Source organism: Neorhizobium turbinariae (assembly GCF_023223505.1).
GTDB classification, from domain to species: domain Bacteria; phylum Pseudomonadota; class Alphaproteobacteria; order Rhizobiales; family Rhizobiaceae; genus Neorhizobium; species Neorhizobium turbinariae.
The window spans coordinates 96520-112928 of record NZ_JALPRY010000014.1; the positions used below are offsets into that span (position 1 = coordinate 96520).

18 protein-coding genes are annotated in these 16409 nt (G+C 62.6%); 10 read left to right on the forward strand and 8 right to left on the reverse strand.

The features are described 5' to 3' along the window. Positions 1-172: 172 nt before the first annotated feature. Together M0654_RS12955 and M0654_RS12960 are read right to left on the reverse strand one after the other, a co-directional pair. The gene (locus M0654_RS12955) at positions 173-1744 is read right to left on the reverse strand and encodes a PQQ-dependent sugar dehydrogenase (protein WP_248683469.1); all 1572 of its coding nucleotides are present in this window, start codon (positions 1742-1744) and stop codon (positions 173-175) included. A 2-nt stretch (positions 1745-1746) separates the two neighbouring features. Continuing rightward, positions 1747-2184, reverse strand: coding sequence for a DUF2231 domain-containing protein (locus tag M0654_RS12960; protein WP_248683471.1), 438 nt, complete (start codon positions 2182-2184; stop codon positions 1747-1749). 200 nt (positions 2185-2384) lie between these two features. Here M0654_RS12960 and M0654_RS12965 point away from each other — a divergent pair, with 200 nt between their 5' ends. Next, positions 2385-2525 carry a hypothetical protein gene (locus tag M0654_RS12965; RefSeq protein WP_199925229.1) on the forward strand — a complete coding sequence of 47 codons (141 nt, stop codon included), beginning with the start codon at positions 2385-2387 and terminating at the stop codon, positions 2523-2525. A 45-nt stretch (positions 2526-2570) separates the two neighbouring features. On the opposite strand, the gene M0654_RS12970 is transcribed toward M0654_RS12965, so the two are convergent. After that, the gene (locus M0654_RS12970; protein ID WP_199925230.1) at positions 2571-2747 is read right to left on the reverse strand and encodes a hypothetical protein; all 177 of its coding nucleotides are present in this window, start codon (positions 2745-2747) and stop codon (positions 2571-2573) included. Between the two features lie 46 nt (positions 2748-2793). Continuing rightward, complete coding sequence (locus M0654_RS12975) at positions 2794-3054, reverse strand: hypothetical protein (RefSeq protein ID WP_248683472.1); 261 nt, start codon at positions 3052-3054, stop codon at positions 2794-2796. A 223-nt stretch (positions 3055-3277) separates the two neighbouring features. Here M0654_RS12975 and M0654_RS12980 point away from each other — a divergent pair, with 223 nt between their 5' ends. Next, the gene (locus tag M0654_RS12980) at positions 3278-3667 is read left to right on the forward strand and encodes a response regulator (protein ID WP_248683473.1); all 390 of its coding nucleotides are present in this window, start codon (positions 3278-3280) and stop codon (positions 3665-3667) included. Positions 3668-3671: 4 nt separating this feature from the next. On the opposite strand, the gene M0654_RS12985 is transcribed toward M0654_RS12980, so the two are convergent. The 4 genes from M0654_RS12985 to M0654_RS13000 form a co-directional block, all read right to left on the reverse strand. Next, positions 3672-4163, reverse strand: a complete 492-nt coding sequence (locus M0654_RS12985) for a sigma-70 family RNA polymerase sigma factor (RefSeq protein ID WP_248683474.1) — start codon at positions 4161-4163, stop codon at positions 3672-3674. 82 nt (positions 4164-4245) lie between these two features. Continuing rightward, complete coding sequence (locus M0654_RS12990; RefSeq protein WP_248683475.1) at positions 4246-4527, reverse strand: hypothetical protein; 282 nt, start codon at positions 4525-4527, stop codon at positions 4246-4248. A gap of 155 nt (positions 4528-4682) precedes the next feature. Further along, positions 4683-5717, reverse strand: coding sequence for a Gfo/Idh/MocA family protein (locus tag M0654_RS12995; RefSeq protein WP_248683477.1), 1035 nt, complete (start codon positions 5715-5717; stop codon positions 4683-4685). Further along, positions 5714-6703, reverse strand: coding sequence for an MDR/zinc-dependent alcohol dehydrogenase-like family protein (locus M0654_RS13000; RefSeq protein WP_248683478.1), 990 nt, complete (start codon positions 6701-6703; stop codon positions 5714-5716). The genes M0654_RS12995 and M0654_RS13000 overlap by 4 nt, the downstream gene beginning before the upstream one ends. A 303-nt stretch (positions 6704-7006) precedes the next feature. On the opposite strand from M0654_RS13000, the gene M0654_RS13005 reads away from it, so the two are divergent. Genes M0654_RS13005 through M0654_RS13040 form a run of 8 tightly spaced genes read left to right on the forward strand, consistent with a single transcriptional unit; the run spans position 7007 to position 16406 of the window. Next, positions 7007-8113 carry an NAD-dependent epimerase/dehydratase family protein gene (locus M0654_RS13005; protein WP_248683479.1) on the forward strand — a complete coding sequence of 369 codons (1107 nt, stop codon included), beginning with the start codon at positions 7007-7009 and terminating at the stop codon, positions 8111-8113. Continuing rightward, positions 8110-10152, forward strand: a complete 2043-nt coding sequence (locus M0654_RS13010) for an NAD-dependent epimerase/dehydratase family protein (protein WP_248683480.1) — start codon at positions 8110-8112, stop codon at positions 10150-10152. Before M0654_RS13005 ends, M0654_RS13010 begins: the two co-directional genes overlap by 4 nt. Beyond that, the gene (locus tag M0654_RS13015) at positions 10149-11264 is read left to right on the forward strand and encodes a glycosyltransferase family 4 protein (RefSeq protein ID WP_248683482.1); all 1116 of its coding nucleotides are present in this window, start codon (positions 10149-10151) and stop codon (positions 11262-11264) included. The genes M0654_RS13010 and M0654_RS13015 overlap by 4 nt, the downstream gene beginning before the upstream one ends. 2 nt (positions 11265-11266) lie before the next feature. Further along, positions 11267-12397 carry a CgeB family protein gene (locus M0654_RS13020; protein ID WP_248683483.1) on the forward strand — a complete coding sequence of 377 codons (1131 nt, stop codon included), beginning with the start codon at positions 11267-11269 and terminating at the stop codon, positions 12395-12397. Beyond that, on the forward strand, positions 12394-13485 hold the full coding sequence (locus M0654_RS13025) for a CgeB family protein (RefSeq protein ID WP_248683484.1): 1092 nt from the start codon (positions 12394-12396) through the stop codon (positions 13483-13485). The genes M0654_RS13020 and M0654_RS13025 overlap by 4 nt, the downstream gene beginning before the upstream one ends. Beyond that, complete coding sequence (locus M0654_RS13030) at positions 13482-14594, forward strand: CgeB family protein (RefSeq protein ID WP_248683485.1); 1113 nt, start codon at positions 13482-13484, stop codon at positions 14592-14594. The genes M0654_RS13025 and M0654_RS13030 overlap by 4 nt, the downstream gene beginning before the upstream one ends. Before the next feature lie 12 nt (positions 14595-14606). Continuing rightward, the gene (locus tag M0654_RS13035; RefSeq protein ID WP_248683487.1) at positions 14607-15647 is read left to right on the forward strand and encodes a UDP-glucuronic acid decarboxylase family protein; all 1041 of its coding nucleotides are present in this window, start codon (positions 14607-14609) and stop codon (positions 15645-15647) included. Positions 15648-15650: 3 nt separating this feature from the next. Further along, positions 15651-16406, forward strand: coding sequence for a TIGR04290 family methyltransferase (locus M0654_RS13040; RefSeq protein WP_248683488.1), 756 nt, complete (start codon positions 15651-15653; stop codon positions 16404-16406). Positions 16407-16409 lie beyond the last annotated feature (3 nt).

Below are 16409 nucleotides of genomic sequence, written 5' to 3' on the forward strand. Positions count from 1 at the left end.
TTGTGGTTGAAGTGGCAGAAGAACGTGGCCTCCCTGAAATCGTTCCGCTTTTTTCGCGTGTCAGACCTTGGTCCTAGAACAGGAGCGACGATTGCGCGACCATACCCGAGCGCAAAAGAGCCCGCAGGTGCGGGCTCTTTCTGCGAGGCTGGAAGGTGCGGTGACTGGTGCGTCAGGGACCGGTGGCCGGTGCAATCTCGGTCTGCGATGGCCGCAGTTTTTCCGGCTCGTCGGAGATAGGCTGCTGTGTCGTCAACCGCTCGGGAGCCGGCGGTGCGGGCTGCGCATTTGCTCCGGTTGCCCCGGTGGTTTCTGTCCCGACAGCGGCGGTCGCATCGGGCGCTTGCCCGGCCGGCGTGACGCCCGAAACCTGTGTCGGGGCGACCTGGTCGGTGCCGATCGGCTGCGGGCTGATCTTTCCGTCCGCAGAGGCGACGCGCCAGACGGTATTGCCTGCGTCATCGGCAACAAGCAGCGCGCCCGTACCATCGATGCCGACGCCGACCGGCCTGCCTTTGGCCTCGTCACCCTGGATGAAGCCGGTGACGATATCCTGCGCCTTGCCATTCGGCTTGCCGTTTTCGAACGGCACGTAGACGACCTTGTAGCCGTTGAAGCTGTCGCGGTTCCAACTGCCGTGCTCGCCGATGAAGGCGCCTTTGGTGAAGGCGTCGGGAAGGGCAGAATTCATGGAGAAGGTAAGTCCAAGCGCCGCAACATGGCTCGACAGCGCGTAATCCGGCGGAATGGCCTTTTCGACCATTTCCGGCCGCGGCGGATAAACCCGCGGATCGACGTGCTGCCCGTAGTAGCTCCACGGCCAGCCATAGAAGCCGCCTTCCTTGACGGAGGTCATGTAGTCGGGAACGAGGTTGGGGCCGAGTTCATCGCGCTCGTTGATGACGGCCCACAGTTCGCCGGTCTCGGGATGGAAGGTGAGGCCATTCGGGTTGCGCAGGCCGGAGGCAAAGACGCGCGCGGCGCCGGTCTGGCGGTCAACCTGCCAGATGGCAGCCCGGCCTTTTTCCGCTTCGAGCCCATTCTCGACGATGTTGGAGTTCGAGCCTACGGAGACATAGAGCATCTTGCCGTCGGGGCTGAGCGCCAGGTCCTTCGTCCAGTGGTGGTTGATGGGACCGCCGGGCAGGGGCGTGAGGGTGCGCGGCGGCTCGGTAATCCCGTTCTGCCCGAGCTTATAGGGATAGGCGAGGATCGCCGAGGTCGAGGCGACATAAATCGTGTCGTCGATCCAGGCGACGCCGAAGGGCGAGTCCAGCTTCGTCAAAAGGTCGTGTCGTTCATCCACCGTGCCGTCGCGGTCAGTGTCGCGGAGCAGGGTGATGAGGTTGCTTCCCTTCTGCGGGCCGCCGCTGCCGTGGGCAAACGACATGATCCAGCCGCGGATGAAATCCTTCGGCCGCGACACCGGCTCTCCGGAAGGACCTTTCGACTGGATCACCAGCACGTCGCCATTCGGCAGCGTGTGGACGGTGCGCGGGTTTGCCAGATCCTTCGCGTAGACGCTGACCTTGAGCTCCGGCGGTACGGAGGGCGTCTCGCCATCCTTCCAGCCGACGACTTCGGCGACCTTCAGGTCCGGCAGGAGCGAAAGCGCTGGTTCAGGAAGCGTGGGCTCGGGCCCGATCTGCTGCGAGACGTCGAAACCGCCATCCTGCGCATGGGCAAGAGCTGCGGCGGAGACGCCAAAGGCGAGGGCGGAGAAACGGAGAAGGCGTGACGTCATGATCAGATCCTCCAGGCTAGGCGGGCATACTTGCGGGCAGACACCACGACGGCGATCAGGCAGAGCACGAAGGTGATCGCCGAAAGCGCCAGTCCATAAGGAACGACGGCGGTCCAGCCATCGCCGGCATGGACGAGGCTGTTGATCAAGGCGAGCGCCAGGATGATGACGTAGAGGAGCGCTGACAGGAATGCGGGGCGCAGGGGACGCGTGCGCGGGCGGACAAGATCCAACAGGCCCGCGATGAGCGCGACGCCTCCGAACACCAGACCCGCGAACAGCAGCCAGGACGAGAAGTTCTGCCACATCAGGTTGGCGCTGAGGTAGAAGGCGATGTCGGTCGCAAGCGTCAGCGTGAAGCAGACGAAGGGAAACGGCACGAAGAGCGACTGGAGCGGATATGCCGCCGCGTCTCTGTGCGAGGAGGATAAAACAGCCATCGGGAGCTCCGTCGGGAAGGTCTTGCAGACGAAAGTGAACAACCGGCAGTCGAGTTTTGTTCCAGCGAGCGCGGGCTGAGCGCGGGCTCTGGTGGCTTAGACGGGCATGGCGGGGAACCATGGGGTCCGGCATCAGTTGATCGGCCAAGACGGTGACACTGTTTCGGTTGGCTCAAGCCCGGGTTTCAAAGGAGATGCAGATGGAAAATGGTTCGGGACGGCGGGAGGAGACGGCGAAGAAGGCAAGCTCGAACATGGGCAAGTTCGTCATCACGATCTTCATCATCGCGCTGGTACTCGCAGGCCTGTGGTTTTTCGTGCTGACACCCGGTTCGCCGTGAGGCGGGCTGCACTGAGGCCCATGAGGTCTTGGCCTCACGCATAAATTAGCCAGCAGTCATAATGCCATAGACGGTGACCATCAAGTAAAGCAGGAAGGCCGCGACGGCGACGCCGCCGATGAAGATGGGCAGGCCTCGACCCGCGCGCGCCTGCTTGGCACGCTTCTCACCGCTCGCGGGGCTTGGTGTGACACCCGGTTCGTTTTCCGGCTCAATGCTCAAGATGTCCTCCAGTTAAACCGCCGTTTGGCCGGCGCAGGTTTTCAGGTTAGTCGGCGGCGTTGGAACTGATCGCCGGTGCGCCGAGCCGCACGGCCTCCTGTCGCGCAGCAACAAAGGCATCACAGGCCTGGATCAGTTGGGCCGTGTCGCGGTGGCCTTCCTCAAAGGCTTCGAACATCATCTTGGCTGCCTGTTGGCCGACGGGGCTGCCAGGATCAATCGATTGTTCCGCACACCAATCGAGATGCGCGTCGCGGATGACGTTCATCTGGTCCACGTTGAAAATTCCCGACGTCGCGTCACGCATGCATGCTCTCCACCAGCCTTCGGCTCACAGCCGTCAGCAGATCAGGGTTCTGGAAAAGACGGCAACTGCCGAGCCGGGCGAAAGTTCCAGCGCGCCTGCCGCAGCACCAGCCGGGGGCCCGGAAGTCATTGGTACGACGAAGAATTTCGGGCGTGTGCCGCGAACCTCTTCGGCTGCGCTTGGTTGGTGTCGGAGCTTTGATGTCGGACAGGAAGACGCTTGCATGGCGCATGCCCACCTTCACCTCCTAGCCGGAAAACGCATCCTCGTCATTGCGAACGAGGACTTCCTGTCGCACGGCACGCGTCGACAGCTTGGACGACTAAAGGCCTCCATTGCGGGGCCGGCATCGAACCTGGCAGACGCCGTGCGAATGATCGTGGATGGTGGGATCAGTGCGGCGGTGGTGGATGTCCGCCTCGCCGGTGACGTCTTCTTCGCGGTCGCGGAAAAGCTGGAGGATCTCGATCTCCCGTTCGTCTTCGCGATCACCGGCGAGCCAATGCCCGCTTCGTGCATCTACAGGGGCTTTGTCTTAAGCGAGAATCTGGAAGAACTGGACAAGATCGCAAAAGCGCTGTTTGCGCCACGCTCTGCGGAAGACTTGCACTGACGCCTCAAGAAAGCTCTTTGGCGAGATGCTGACGAGCCCGGTTGACGCGGCTCTTCATCGTGCCGACCGGGCATTTGCAACGGTCGGCTGCCACATCATAGCTGATGCCCTGGATGAAGATGAGGTCGATTGCCGTGCGATAATGTTCCGGCAGGCGCGCAATCGCGTGCTCCAGTTCATGTCCGCGCACCACCCATTCCTGCACCGGCGGCACGGCTGGGCGCTCGGCAATATTGGCATCCATGCCCACGCGCTCACGTTTCGCGACACCGAACTTGGTACAGAAACTGTTGCGCATGATGGTGAAAAGCCACGACCGGAGCCTGGTGCCTTCTTCGAACTTATCGAAGTTCGCCAGTGCTTTGAGGAGGGTATCCTGAACCAGGTCGTCAACGTCGGTGGGGGAGGAGTGGAAGCGGCGGGCAAATTTTCGGAGCGCCGGGATGAGCTCAATCAGCTCTGCTTTAACCTTGGGATTAGAGTAAGCGTCGTTCATGAGCGTCTCCCTTCGTTACCGTAGCAACCCCTGTTGAGGTGCTATGTTCCGCAAGGGAGACGCTTCGTACGGTTGCGTACAATCACGGCGTGTCGTTCTGCTGGCCAGGTATCGCGTTCTGGTCCGACGGCCGGGCCGGCAGGTCATACTGGGACCCGTCCGGACCCGAGGAACGCTGCGGTGCGGTGGTCGGTTGCGAGGACACGAAAACGCCAAAAGCGCCGGCGCAAATCGCCACGAGAAAGGCGCCAGCCATCGCCTTCAGCGCGCGTGCCCTGTTTTCCATTATGAGTCCGAATGCCAGCGCCAGTCCGAGAAGTGCTGCGCCGCCTGCCACGATAAATAACCAAAGTTCGTCTGCCATCGATATCTGCCTCGTGTTTGAATCGCTGACGAAAAACGCCGCGTTGCCGCAATAGTTTCAAATAAAGCGGAGGTGGCCGGGAGTGGCCTTCCGGAGGCAAAGGAAAGGCCCGCCGAAGCGGGCCCGAGAGTGGCAGTAGATTGTGGCTTGCGAGATCAGCTGCGGGCGGCGTTGCCGTAGACTTGGTCCATCGCGCGGGCCGTATCGGCCAGCCGCTCGCATTTGGGATCGTAACGTCCGCCTTCGGCGAGTTGCCGTGCCCAGGCGACGGCGGCGCGCCCGCCCCAATCGTCCGGTGGCTCGATCAGGCTTTCGCGCGAGGTGCCGCGGAACCGCTCGGCGGTGAAGTCGTAGAAGGAGCCGTTCACATTGCGCATGGCGGCACCACCATCGGTGCCAAAGAAGCTCGCTTCGATGATGGCATCGCAGCCGGCCTGAAGCCGCCAGGAGCATGCGATGCGGATCACCGTGCCGCCCGCCAGCGTCAGCGTCGCGACGCCATAGTCTTCAACCTTGTCGGACGATCCGAGGGGGGCGCCACCCGCGATGACATTGCTGGAGACGCTGGTGACTTCGGGAAAGTCGAGCGCCCACAGCGCAAGGTCAATCAGGTGGATGCCAAGATCCATGACGCAGCCGCCGCCAGACAGGCTCTTGTCATAAAACCATGGTTTGTCGGGCCCATAGGCGTTGTGGAAAGTAACGTCAGCGGCAAAGACCTTGCCCAGCTCGCCGGCGCGGATCAGCTCCCTTATCTGCTGCATGCCCTTCGTATGGCGATAGGAGAGGTCGACGCCAAGCAGGCGGTCCGCCTTCTTCGCTGCTGCGATCACCGCATCGACTTCCTGGGCTGTGCGGCCAAGCGGCTTCTGGCAGAAGACGGCGACGCCGCTTTCCAGCGCCTTTATCGACTGTTCTGCATGCTGGGCGCTGGGGGTGGCGATGACGATGCCATCAAGATCCTGCTGCAGCAACTCGTCCAGGCTTGAGACGACGTTCGCACTGGGGGCGAGCTTGGCGGCCTCCTGGACTGTTTCGGACGACGCATCCGCAATCGCGGCGGCCTCGGCGATCCCGCTGCTGAGGATCGCTTCCATGCGGTGCCGGCCGATCCAGCCAACGCCGAGGAAACCGAGTCGGGCCGGTCTGGTGATGGTCGAGAGCGTGTTCTGGGAGACGATCTGGTTCATGAATACACCACCAAGGCCTTGATGAAATTACCGGGACGATCCCGCGTGTCGTTCAATGCCTGGTCGAGCTCCGCCAGCGGATAGCGGTGCGTGTAAAGCGACGAGGGGTCGAGGCGCCCGTCCACGACGGCGTCGACGGCATCGCGAATGCCCTTGGCATAGATCGCCGGATCGCGCTCATGCGCATTGATGACGTCGAGGCCGCGCCAGTTCCACATCTGCATGTTCACCTGTCGCGGCCCATCCTGGTGATAACCGGCGATGATGAGCCGGCCGCGTTCCTTGGTGAGTTCGCCCGCCAGGTCGAGTGGCCATTGCTTGCCGACGGCTTCAATGACTCGATCGCAGAACTGGCCGCCGGTCAGTTGCTTTACCTCTTCGATGATCCGCCAATGGTCGTCCATGGCGATCGTTTCGGCAGCACCCATGCGTTTCGCAACATCGAGCGATTCTTGCCGGCGGGAAATGGCGATCACCCTGGCGCCGGCCTTTGTCGCCAGCTGGGTGAGAAGCGCACCGAGGAAACCGATGCCGACGATCGCCACCGTCTGGCCTGCCTGGATGTCTGAGCGACGGAAGATGTTCATCGCGCATCCCAGCGGTTCGCCGGGGAAGGGAATTCCATCCAGCGCGGCGGGCAGGGGAATGACCATGCCGGCATCGGCGATGTCGTGGGTAGCATAAGCGTGGTAGCTCAGCGCCGCGACGCGATCTCCGACGGAGAGGTTCCGCACGTCGGTGCCCACGGCGTCGATCCGCCCCCAGCCTTCGTGGCCAAGCCCGCCGGGCTCGGTGGGGAAGGTCATCCAGTCCGGTCCGGACCATGGCGTGAGGTTGGAGGCGCAGACCCCGCAGCCTTCGAGCCGGATGCGGACCTGGTTCGGTCCGGGCTCGGCAAGGGCAACATCCTGGAGTTCGATCTGGCCGGGGCCGGTCACCACCGCCGCGCGCATGGTGGTTGACCGTGTCTTGGAAATGACGTTCATTCTCTACCTTCGTCGCAGTTTCACGATGTAAGTCGAGCGGCGAACAAAAAAGACAAGCCGGAGTTCCGGAAGATGTCAAAGAAGAAGATGTTGATGCTGTGCGGCCTCTGTTTCATGGCCGCAAAGCCCAGCTGGCACAGCACTTCTTGCCGCCGATGGAAGGCGCGCTACTCTTATATAGGCAGACGGTTGATGACATAGATGTCATTGATGATGACAAAGATGTCATAGAAGAAGGAACTTTCGCCTTCACCCACCGTTCGGACCCCACGAGTTCACATTCTCGCAAGCTCAGGGGTCCCTATGGCAAAGATTTTGGTAACTGGCGGATGCGGCTTTATCGGCCGGCATGTGACGGAAGAACTTCTCGAACATGGTTATGATGTTCGCATCCTCGATGCCTTGATCGACCAGGTGCATGGCGACGCGGAAGTGGTAATCCCCGACACAGTGGAAGTGCTGCGGGGCGATGTCCGCGACAAGGCGCTCGTCGAACAGGCGCTGGATGGCGTGGATGGCGTGCTCCATCTTGCAGCCGAAGTCGGCGTCGGCCAGTCCATGTATGAGATTGCCCGTTACGTCGGCGGCAACGACCTCGGTACCGCGGTGCTGCTGGAGGCGATGATCGACCGGCCGATCAAGCGCATTGTCGTGGCATCCTCCATGAGCGTTTACGGCGAAGGGCGTTACCAGACTGAAGACGGCGGACTGCTTGGTATCGTCCGGCGCAAGGGCGAGCGCATCAAGAAGGGTGAGTGGGAGCCGCTGTCGCCGGACGGGCGTTCGCTGACGCCGATCGCGACCGACGAAGAAAAGCCGGTCGATCTGGCCTCGATCTACGCGCTGACCAAATATGCGCAGGAAAAGCAGGTCCTGATTTTCGGCGAGGCATATGGCATCGAAGCCGTCGCGTTGCGTCTCTTCAACGTTTTCGGCGCAGGCCAGGCCCTCTCCAACCCCTATACCGGCGTTCTGGCGAACTTCGCCTCAAGGCTCGCCAACAACCAGCCGCCGATGATCTTCGAGGACGGCAAGCAGCGCCGCGACTTCGTACATGTGCGTGATGTCGCAAAGGCCTTCCGCCTGGCGCTCGAAAAGCCGAATGCCACCGGCCATGTCATCAATGTCGGCAGCGGCCAGGCCTACACGATCGAGGAAGTCGCCCAGCTTCTCGCCGACGCGATGGGCGTGCCGGAGACCAAGCCGGACATCATGAACAAGGCGCGCTCCGGCGACATCCGCAACTGCTTCGCCGACATTTCCAAGGCGCGCGAGCTTCTCGGTTTCGAACCGGCCTACCGGTTGGAAAACTCGCTCGGGCCGTTTGCCGAATGGGTCCGCAGCACCGGCGCCATTGATCGCGGTGCGGAAATGAAGCGTCAGCTGGAAGAACGGGGTCTTGTATCATGAGCACGTCCGCTTCTACCGAAGGGGCCTCTCCACCTCAGAGAGACTTTGGCTTTGTGGAATGGTTTCGCCCCGGCGAATACGAGCGCGCGGAGCGCGTCATGCCGGACATCCTGGCAAGCGGTGCGAGCTACCTTCGCACCCATCTTTCCTGGGCGGAATATCTCGCGCCGGGCGGCGAGGCCTGGTTCGACTGGCTGATGCCGCGGCTTGGGCAGGAGATCGACCTCTTGCCCTGCATTCACTACACGCCGCCGTCCATGTCCCGCACGGGCAGATCTTCCGGCGCGCCGCATGATCTCAAGGCATATGCCGATTTCGTGGATCATGTACTGACCCGGTACGGCAAGCACTTCCGCCATATCGAGCTGTGGAACGAGCCGAACAACCTGCTCGACTGGGATTGGCGGGAAGACGGCGATTTCCAGCTGTTTTGCGAGATGGTCGGTGGTGCCGCCTACTGGGCGAAGCACCGCGGCTGGAAGCCGGTGCTTGGCGGACCATGCCCGTTCGACCCGTATTGGCTCAACCTGATGGGCGAGCGCGGGGTGCTGCAGGTGGTGGATGCCGTCGGCTTCCACGGTTTCCCTGGAACCTGGGATAGCGAGGAAGGCACCTGGGGCGGCTGGGACATGCATCTTGGCGAAATGCGCCGCATTCTCGACCGGCATAATCCTGAGGCTGAAGTCTGGATCACCGAGACCGGCTACTCGACCTGGCGCAGCGACGAGATGGAGCAGGCGCGCCGCTTCGTGAAGGCGCTGAACGTGCCAGCGGACCGCATGTATTGGTATGCGTGGTCGGACGTGGCGCCCGACGTGCCGGTGCAGGAAGGACTGTGGTTCGACCCGCGGCACTATCATCTCGGGGCCGTGACCTACGACAACCAGCCGAAGCTGCTGGCCCGCCTGCTGACCGAAGGCGGCGTATCGCGGCTGGAGGAAGTGACGCGGCTTGCAACGCCGAATGTTGCGTCCGGTGCGGCACCCATCATTATCACGGGCGGCAGCGGCTTTATCGGTTCGAACCTAGCCGAAAGCTTCCTGAAGGACGGCGAGGACGTCGTCATTCTCGACAATCTCGGGCGACCGGGGGTGGACCAGAACCTTGCCTGGCTGCGCGAGCGCCACGGCAATCGTGTTCATCCGGTGCTTGCCGATGTCCGCGACCTGCGCGGCATCGAGGCTGCCTTCACCGACGCCAAGGCGGTCTTCCACTTTGCCGCGCAGACGGCGGTGACGACGAGCCTCGTACATCCGCTCGACGACTTCGAAGCCAATGCGCGGGGAACGATCAACGTGCTTGAAGCCGTGCGCAAGGCCGGCAGGGACGCACCGGTGGTCTTTGCCAGCACCAACAAGGTCTATGGTTCGCTTGAAGACCTGAAGATGCTGGAGATGGAAGATCGGTATGTCCCGGCACATGCGGGCATCCGATTGAACGGCATTGGCGAGGATCGTCCGCTCGATTTCTGCACGCCTTATGGCTGCTCGAAGGGCGTCGCCGACCAGTATGTGCTCGACTATGCCAAATCTTATGGTCTGCCGACAGCCGTCATGCGCATGAGCTGTATTTATGGTCCGCGCCAGTTCGGTACGGAAGACCAGGGCTGGGTGGCACATTTCCTCATCCGGGCGCTCGCGGGCGAGCCGATCTCCATCTACGGCGATGGCAAGCAGGTGCGCGACATCCTGCATGTCGACGATGCCGTCGCGGCCTATCGGCTGGTGCTGTCCAACATCGACAAGGTGAAGGGCAGCGTCTTCAATCTCGGTGGCGGGCCGCGCAATTCGGTCAGTATCCGCATGGTGATCGACGAGATCGAGACGGTGACCGGCCATCGCATCGACACGCAGTTCGGTGACTGGCGTGCCGGCGACCAGTTCTATTTCGTCGCCGATACGCGTCGCCTGGAACAGGAGCTTGGCTGGCAGGCGAGGATCCGCTGGAACGGTGGCATCCGGCACCTGGCCGAATGGCTGGCGGAGCACCGCTTCGGTGGGCGCGAACTCTTCCCGGAAAAGCAGAAGGTATCGGCATGACGGCTGGACCACGTGGAGCCGAGCTTCGACGTATCCTGATGACCGTGGACGCAGTCGGTGGGGTTTGGCGCTATGCGCTCGACCTCGCGGACGGGCTGCGTCAGCATGGGATCGAAACGGTCTTCGCCGTGTTCGGTCCGGCACCCTCCGCCGCGAAGGTTCGCGAGGCCGAAGCGATCGGAAAGCTCGTCAGCTGCGATGCACCGCTCGACTGGATGGTCGAGGACGAGGCGGCGCTGAAGGACGTGCCGAAGATCATTGCGGATCTGGCTGTGTCTGAGGGCGTGGATCTTATCCACCTCAACCTGCCGTCCCAGGCAGCGGATCTTGCTGTAACTGTCCCGGCCGTCGTGGTGTCGCATTCCTGCGCGGCGACCTGGTTCAAGGCGGTGCGCGGCACGGGTGTGCCTGAGCCATGGCAGTGGCAGCTGGCGCTGAATGCACGGGGCCTGGAACGGGCAGACGCGGTGCTGGCACCGAGCCAGAGCTATGCCGCGCTGATGCGGGAAGTCTATCGACCGGTCACCGGTCTGCAGGTGGTGCCGAATGCCTCCAAGGTGCCGATGGCGGATGGCCCGAAGCAGGAACTGGTGTTTGCCGCCGCTCGCTGGTGGGACGATGGCAAGAACGGCGCCGTGCTGGACAAGGCTGCTGCCGATATTCGCTGGCCGGTGGTGATGGTCGGCTCGAACAGCGGTCCGAACCGCCAGTACCTACCGCTCGAAAATGTCCAGCACCATGGCGAACTGGCGCATGGCGAGGCGATGAAGCTGATGGCCGGGGCCGCCATCGTGGTTTCACCGTCGGTTTACGAGCCATTTGGGCTTGCCGCATTGGAAGCGGCCCGTGCGGGTGCGGCCCTCGTGCTAGCCGATATCCCGACCTACCGCGAACTTTGGGGCGACACGGCAGTTTTCTTTGATCCGCGCGATCCGAAAGCCCTGGCTGAAGCCGTCAACCGACTGGCCGACGATCCCTCGTTGCGGCGGGAGCTTGGCGAACGCGCCCAAAGCCGATCGCTCGACTTTACCTCCGAAGCTCAGGCGCTCGCGGTTGCACAAATCTACCGGCAGCTCCTGCCGGCCACACAGTCTCTCACTGCAGCGGAGTAAGCATGAAGTTCCTATTTTACACGCATTCGCTGATTTCGGACTGGAACCACGGCAACGCCCACTTCCTGCGTGGCGTGATGCGCGACCTGGTGCGGCGCGGCCATGAAGCGCTGGCGCTCGAGCCGAAGATTTCCTGGAGCCGTGACAACCTCGTGGCAGAGCAGGGGGCGGTGGCAATCGAGAAGTTCCGGGAGACATTTCCGGACCTCAACTCGCAGATCTACGGCGAGGATTTCGACCATGAAGCGGCCGTTGCCGATGCCGACGTGGTCGTCGTGCATGAATGGACCGAGCCCGCGCTTGTGGAGCGCATCGGCAAGGCGCGCCGCGATGGCGGGCACTTTACCCTGCTGTTCCACGACACGCACCATCGTGCCGTGTCGGCCGAGGGTGATATCGCCGGGCTGATGCTGCAGGACTATGACGGCGTCCTCGCTTTCGGTGAAACGCTGCGGGAACGTTACCTGAAGGCCGGCTGGGGCCGGACCGTCTATACCTGGCACGAGGCGGCTGACGACTCGCTGTTCAGGCCGCGGCCGGAGGTCGAGAAGACCGGTGACCTGATCTGGATCGGCAACTGGGGCGATGACGAGCGATCGGCCGAGATCGTGGAGTTTCTCGTCCGTCCGGTCGACCAGCTGAAACTCAAGGTCACCGTGCGCGGTGTGCGTTATCCCCAGCACGCGCTCGATGCGCTCTCGGACGCCGGCATCCAGTACGGCGGCTGGATTGCCAATGCCGAAGCGCCACGCGCTTTCGCCAGCCACAATGTCACGGTGCATATCCCGCGGCGGCCCTATGTCGAGAACCTGCCGGGCATTCCAACGATCCGCGTGTTCGAGGCGCTGGCTTGCGGCATTCCGCTGATCTCCGCGCCCTGGAACGACGCCGAAGGGCTGTTCCGCCCCGGCCAGGACTACCTGATTGCGAAGGACGGCGAGGAGATGACACGCCTGCTCGAGAAGGTGCTCGCCGACGCGGACCTGCGTGACGACCTGGTCACGTCGGGACTGGAAACCATCCAGGCACGGCACACCTGCCGCCACCGCGTCGATGAACTGCTGGCGATCCTTGGCCAGTGCGGCACGGCGCGTGTCACGGAACAACTCGCCCCACGGGAGGCTGCGGAATGAAAATCGCCTTTTACGGCTCGAGCCTCGTCTCGGCCTACTGGAACGGTGCGGCAACCTATTATCGCGGGCTGCTGCGTGCGCTGGCGCAGAAGGGATACGACATCACCTTCTACGAGCCCGATGTTTATGACCGGCAGAAGAACCGCGACATCGACCCACCGGAATGGTGCAAGGTCGTGGTTTATGACGGCACGGTCGACGCATTGAAGCGCGTGACAGCCGAAGCTTCGCAGGCCGATGTCGTGGTCAAGACAAGTGGCGTCGGATTCGAGGATGACCTGCTCTTGGCGGAGGTTCTGCGCAACGCACGGCCCGATGCGTTGAAGATCTTCTGGGACGTCGACGCCCCGGCAACCCTGGCGGAGCTGCGCGCACATGCTGACCATCCCCTGCGGAAGGCGCTGACCGAGCTTGACCTTGTGCTGACCTATGGTGGCGGCGACCCGGTGGTGGATGCCTATCGTGCCCTGGGTGCTGCTGACTGCATCCCGATCTACAATGCGCTCGATCCGGAAACGCATCATCCGGTTGCCGCCAATCCGCGCTTCAACGCAGACCTCGGCTTCCTCGGCAACCGCCTGCCGGACCGTGAAGCCCGGGTGGAGCACTTCTTTCTGGAGCCGGCAACGCATCTGCCGCAGCAGACCTTCCTGCTCGGTGGCTCCGGCTGGCACGACAAGCTCATGTCGCCGAACGTCAACTTCATCGGGCATGTCTCGACCCGGGATCACAACGCCTTCAACGTGACGCCGAAGGCGGTGCTCAACATTTCCCGCGCCAGCATGGCCGAGAATGGTTTTTCGCCAGCGACGCGCGTCTTCGAGGCCGCCGGCGCCGGCGCCTGCCTGATCACCGACTATTGGGAAGGCATCGAGCTTTTCCTGAAGCCGGACGAGGAGGTGCTGGTTGCCCGCGACGGGCAGGACGTCATCGACATCATGGCGGGACTGGATGCTGACAAGGCGCGGCAGATCGGCGAACGGGCGCTCGCTCGGGTGCTGGCGGAGCACACCTATGCGCATCGCGCCGGGGACGTTGATGCCATCTTCCGCAACCATCCGAACACGCGTCGGGAGGCTGCCGAATGACGAAACAACTCGACATCGTCATCCTCGGGCTCACGCTGTCGTCCTCCTGGGGCAACGGACACGCCACGACCTTCCGCGCGCTGCTGCGTGGGCTGAAGGAAGACGGGCACCGGGTGCTGTTCCTGGAACGGGACGTGCCTTGGTACGCCAACAACCGCGACCTGCCGGATCCGGACTTCTGCCAACTTGACTACTACAGCGACATCGAGGGCATGCTCGCGGAATACCGCGCGCGGCTGGAGCAGGCGGATGCAGTCATCGTCGGATCTTATGTGCCGGATGGCGTCGCCCTGATCGATCGGCTGGCAGATCTCGACCTGAAGCGTTTGTGCTTCTACGACATCGACACGCCGGTGACGCTCGCCAAGCTCGACCGGGGCGACGAGGAATATCTGGCGCGTCGACAGATCCCGGTCTTCGACGCGTATTTCTCCTTCTCAGGTGGCGAGGTACTGACGCGGCTGGAGCAGTACGGCGCGCAGAAGGCATGTGCCCTTTATTGCTCCGTTGATGCTGATCGATACCAGAACACCGGCGAGGCGTTCCGCTGGGACCTGGGTTACCTCGGCACCTATAGCCCGGATCGCCAGCCGACCCTGGAGCGGCTGCTCATCGAGCCAGCGCGTCGTCTGCCGCATCTGCGGTTTGTCGTGGCTGGTCCGCAATACCCGGCGGAGATCGACTGGCCCGAGAATGTCGAGCGCATCGAGCACCTGCCGCCAGCGCAGCATCCCAGCTTCTACAGCGCGCAACGTTTTACCCTGAACGTGACGCGCGCCGACATGATCGCCGCTGGATGGTCGCCGAGCGTGCGGCTGTTCGAGGCCGCCGCCTGCGGCACACCGATCATCAGTGACGAATGGCGGGGCTTGGGCGAGTTGCTGCCCGATGGCGAAGCCATCACCATCGCGCGGACGACCGATGATGTCATCGAAGCTCTGGCGAATATCGCTGACGACAAACGTCAGGTGATGACCGACAGGGCGAAAGCCATTGTCCTTGACGGACATACAGGGTTGGCGCGGGCGAGGGGACTCGCGGCGGATCTCCTGGGACTACCTGAACGATTGTCCAATCTCCGACCCATGCTTCAGCAAGCTTCAGCCTAGAGGAGAGGTCTCATGCTTCAAAGAACCCGAAATGGAAAAGGTAAGACCGTTCTCGTCGCTGGGGGAGCCGGCTTTGTCGGATCGCATCTGTGTGATGCGCTGCTTGCGCGCGGCGACCGCGTCATCTGTGTCGACAGCTACATCACGGGCTCGGAAGAAAACATCCGTCCGCTGATGAACCATCCGCGCTTCCGCATGATCGAGGCAGACGTCTGCTCGCTTCGGGAAATGGATGAGCCCGTCGACCAGGTCTACAACCTTGCCTGTGCCGCGTCGCCGCCGCAGTACCAGGCCGATCCGGTGCATACAATGATGACCTGCGTGGCCGGTACCGGCAACCTGCTGTCACTTGCCGAACAGCACGGCGCATCGTTTCTCCAGGCTTCGACCAGCGAAGTTTATGGTGACCCAGAGGAACACCCGCAGCGAGAGGATTACCGCGGCAATGTGAGCTGCACCGGTCCGCGCGCCTGCTACGACGAAGGCAAGCGTGCAGCCGAAGCGCTCTGCTTCGACATGCTGCGCGCCGGGAAGGTCGATGCCCGGGTCGCCCGCATCTTCAACACCTACGGGCCGCGCATGCAGCCGAATGACGGCCGGATCATCTCGAACCTTCTCGTCCAGGCGATCTCCGGGACGCCGCTGACGATCTACGGCACGGGTGAACAGACCCGCTCCTTCTGCTTTGTCAGCGATCTCGTCGCCGGCCTGATGGCACTGATGAATGTCGATCCCAATCCGGAGGGGCCGGTCAATCTCGGAAACCCCGGCGAGTTCACCATCAACGAGCTTGCGGCTATGGTCGTGGAGATGGTGCCGAACGCATCCGAGATCGTCTATCGGCCGCTGCCGCAGGACGACCCGCAGCGCCGCCGACCGGACATTTCCAAGGCCAAGGAACTCCTGACCTGGGAGCCGAAGATTCCGCTGTCGGAAGGTCTTAAACTGACCGCCGACTGGTTCGTGACGACGCTCGGCAGAGAAGCCGAAAACAAGGCCATGCAGCCGGTGCGGCGCCACGTTCCGGTCGCCGAGATGCAGTTGGGAGCCTGAGTTATGGATGCCGGGAGAAAACACGACCTCGAAAGCCTGCGCAAGCAGATAACCGCGCTCGGACCATGGTTCCACAATCTGGAGATCAGGGGTATCCAGACGGCCCCTGACCATTTCTTGGGCGACTATCCGAGGTTCAAGTGGGAAGGCTTCCGGCATATCATCCCGGAGGACCTGGGGGGCAGGAGCGTTCTAGATGTCGGCTGCAATGCGGGGTTCTATTCGCTGGAGATGAAACGGCGGAATGCCGGCCGTGTGGTCGGCATCGATGCCGACCCGCATTACCTGAAGCAGGCTCGTTTTGCGGCGGCGGAGTCAGGTCTCGATGTCGAGTTCCGGCAGATGTCTGTCTACGATGTCGGCAAGCTCAACGAAAAGTTCGACCTCGTGATCTTCATGGGCGTGCTCTACCACCTGCGCCACCCGCTCCTGGCGCTCGACCTGCTTTACGAGCATGTCGTGAAGGACCAGATGCTCTTCCAGTGCCTGCAGCGCGGCGACGAGCGGATCCCGGATCTGCAGGAGAACTACGATTTTTCAGAATGGGCGATATTCGACCGACCGGATTATCCGAAACTGTTCTTCGTGGAAGAGCGGTATGCCTCGGACCCGACCAACTGGTTCATTCCGAACAAGCCGGCCATGGAAGCCATGCTGCGCAGTTCCGGCTTCACGATCGAGGCCAATCCGGAACGGGAGGTTTATCTCTGCCGTCGCGGGGAGCGGCATTATGCGGTCGAGCCGCCCCCGCATCTCTGAAGC

What these genes read in the sequence shown, in the direction of transcription:
- M0654_RS12985 (WP_248683474.1), bottom strand. Translation starts at nt 4,163, where the DNA reads ATGAACGACGCTTACTCTAATCCCAAGGTTAAAGCAGAGCTGATTGAG.
- M0654_RS13035 (WP_248683487.1), top strand. Translation starts at nt 14,607, where the DNA reads ATGCTTCAAAGAACCCGAAATGGAAAAGGTAAGACCGTTCTCGTCGCT.
- M0654_RS12995 (WP_248683477.1), bottom strand. Translation starts at nt 5,717, where the DNA reads ATGAACCAGATCGTCTCCCAGAACACGCTCTCGACCATCACCAGACCG.
- M0654_RS12980 (WP_248683473.1), top strand. Translation starts at nt 3,278, where the DNA reads ATGGCGCATGCCCACCTTCACCTCCTAGCCGGAAAACGCATCCTCGTC.
- M0654_RS13000 (WP_248683478.1), bottom strand. Translation starts at nt 6,703, where the DNA reads ATGAACGTCATTTCCAAGACACGGTCAACCACCATGCGCGCGGCGGTG.
- M0654_RS13010 (WP_248683480.1), top strand. Translation starts at nt 8,110, where the DNA reads ATGAGCACGTCCGCTTCTACCGAAGGGGCCTCTCCACCTCAGAGAGAC.
- M0654_RS12975 (WP_248683472.1), bottom strand. Translation starts at nt 3,054, where the DNA reads ATGCGTGACGCGACGTCGGGAATTTTCAACGTGGACCAGATGAACGTC.
- M0654_RS12965 (WP_199925229.1), top strand. Translation starts at nt 2,385, where the DNA reads ATGGAAAATGGTTCGGGACGGCGGGAGGAGACGGCGAAGAAGGCAAGC.
- M0654_RS13040 (WP_248683488.1), top strand. Translation starts at nt 15,651, where the DNA reads ATGGATGCCGGGAGAAAACACGACCTCGAAAGCCTGCGCAAGCAGATA.
- M0654_RS13020 (WP_248683483.1), top strand. Translation starts at nt 11,267, where the DNA reads ATGAAGTTCCTATTTTACACGCATTCGCTGATTTCGGACTGGAACCAC.
- M0654_RS12955 (WP_248683469.1), bottom strand. Translation starts at nt 1,744, where the DNA reads ATGACGTCACGCCTTCTCCGTTTCTCCGCCCTCGCCTTTGGCGTCTCC.
- M0654_RS13005 (WP_248683479.1), top strand. Translation starts at nt 7,007, where the DNA reads ATGGCAAAGATTTTGGTAACTGGCGGATGCGGCTTTATCGGCCGGCAT.
- M0654_RS12990 (WP_248683475.1), bottom strand. Translation starts at nt 4,527, where the DNA reads ATGGCAGACGAACTTTGGTTATTTATCGTGGCAGGCGGCGCAGCACTT.
- M0654_RS13015 (WP_248683482.1), top strand. Translation starts at nt 10,149, where the DNA reads ATGACGGCTGGACCACGTGGAGCCGAGCTTCGACGTATCCTGATGACC.
- M0654_RS13025 (WP_248683484.1), top strand. Translation starts at nt 12,394, where the DNA reads ATGAAAATCGCCTTTTACGGCTCGAGCCTCGTCTCGGCCTACTGGAAC.
- M0654_RS13030 (WP_248683485.1), top strand. Translation starts at nt 13,482, where the DNA reads ATGACGAAACAACTCGACATCGTCATCCTCGGGCTCACGCTGTCGTCC.
- M0654_RS12960 (WP_248683471.1), bottom strand. Translation starts at nt 2,184, where the DNA reads ATGGCTGTTTTATCCTCCTCGCACAGAGACGCGGCGGCATATCCGCTC.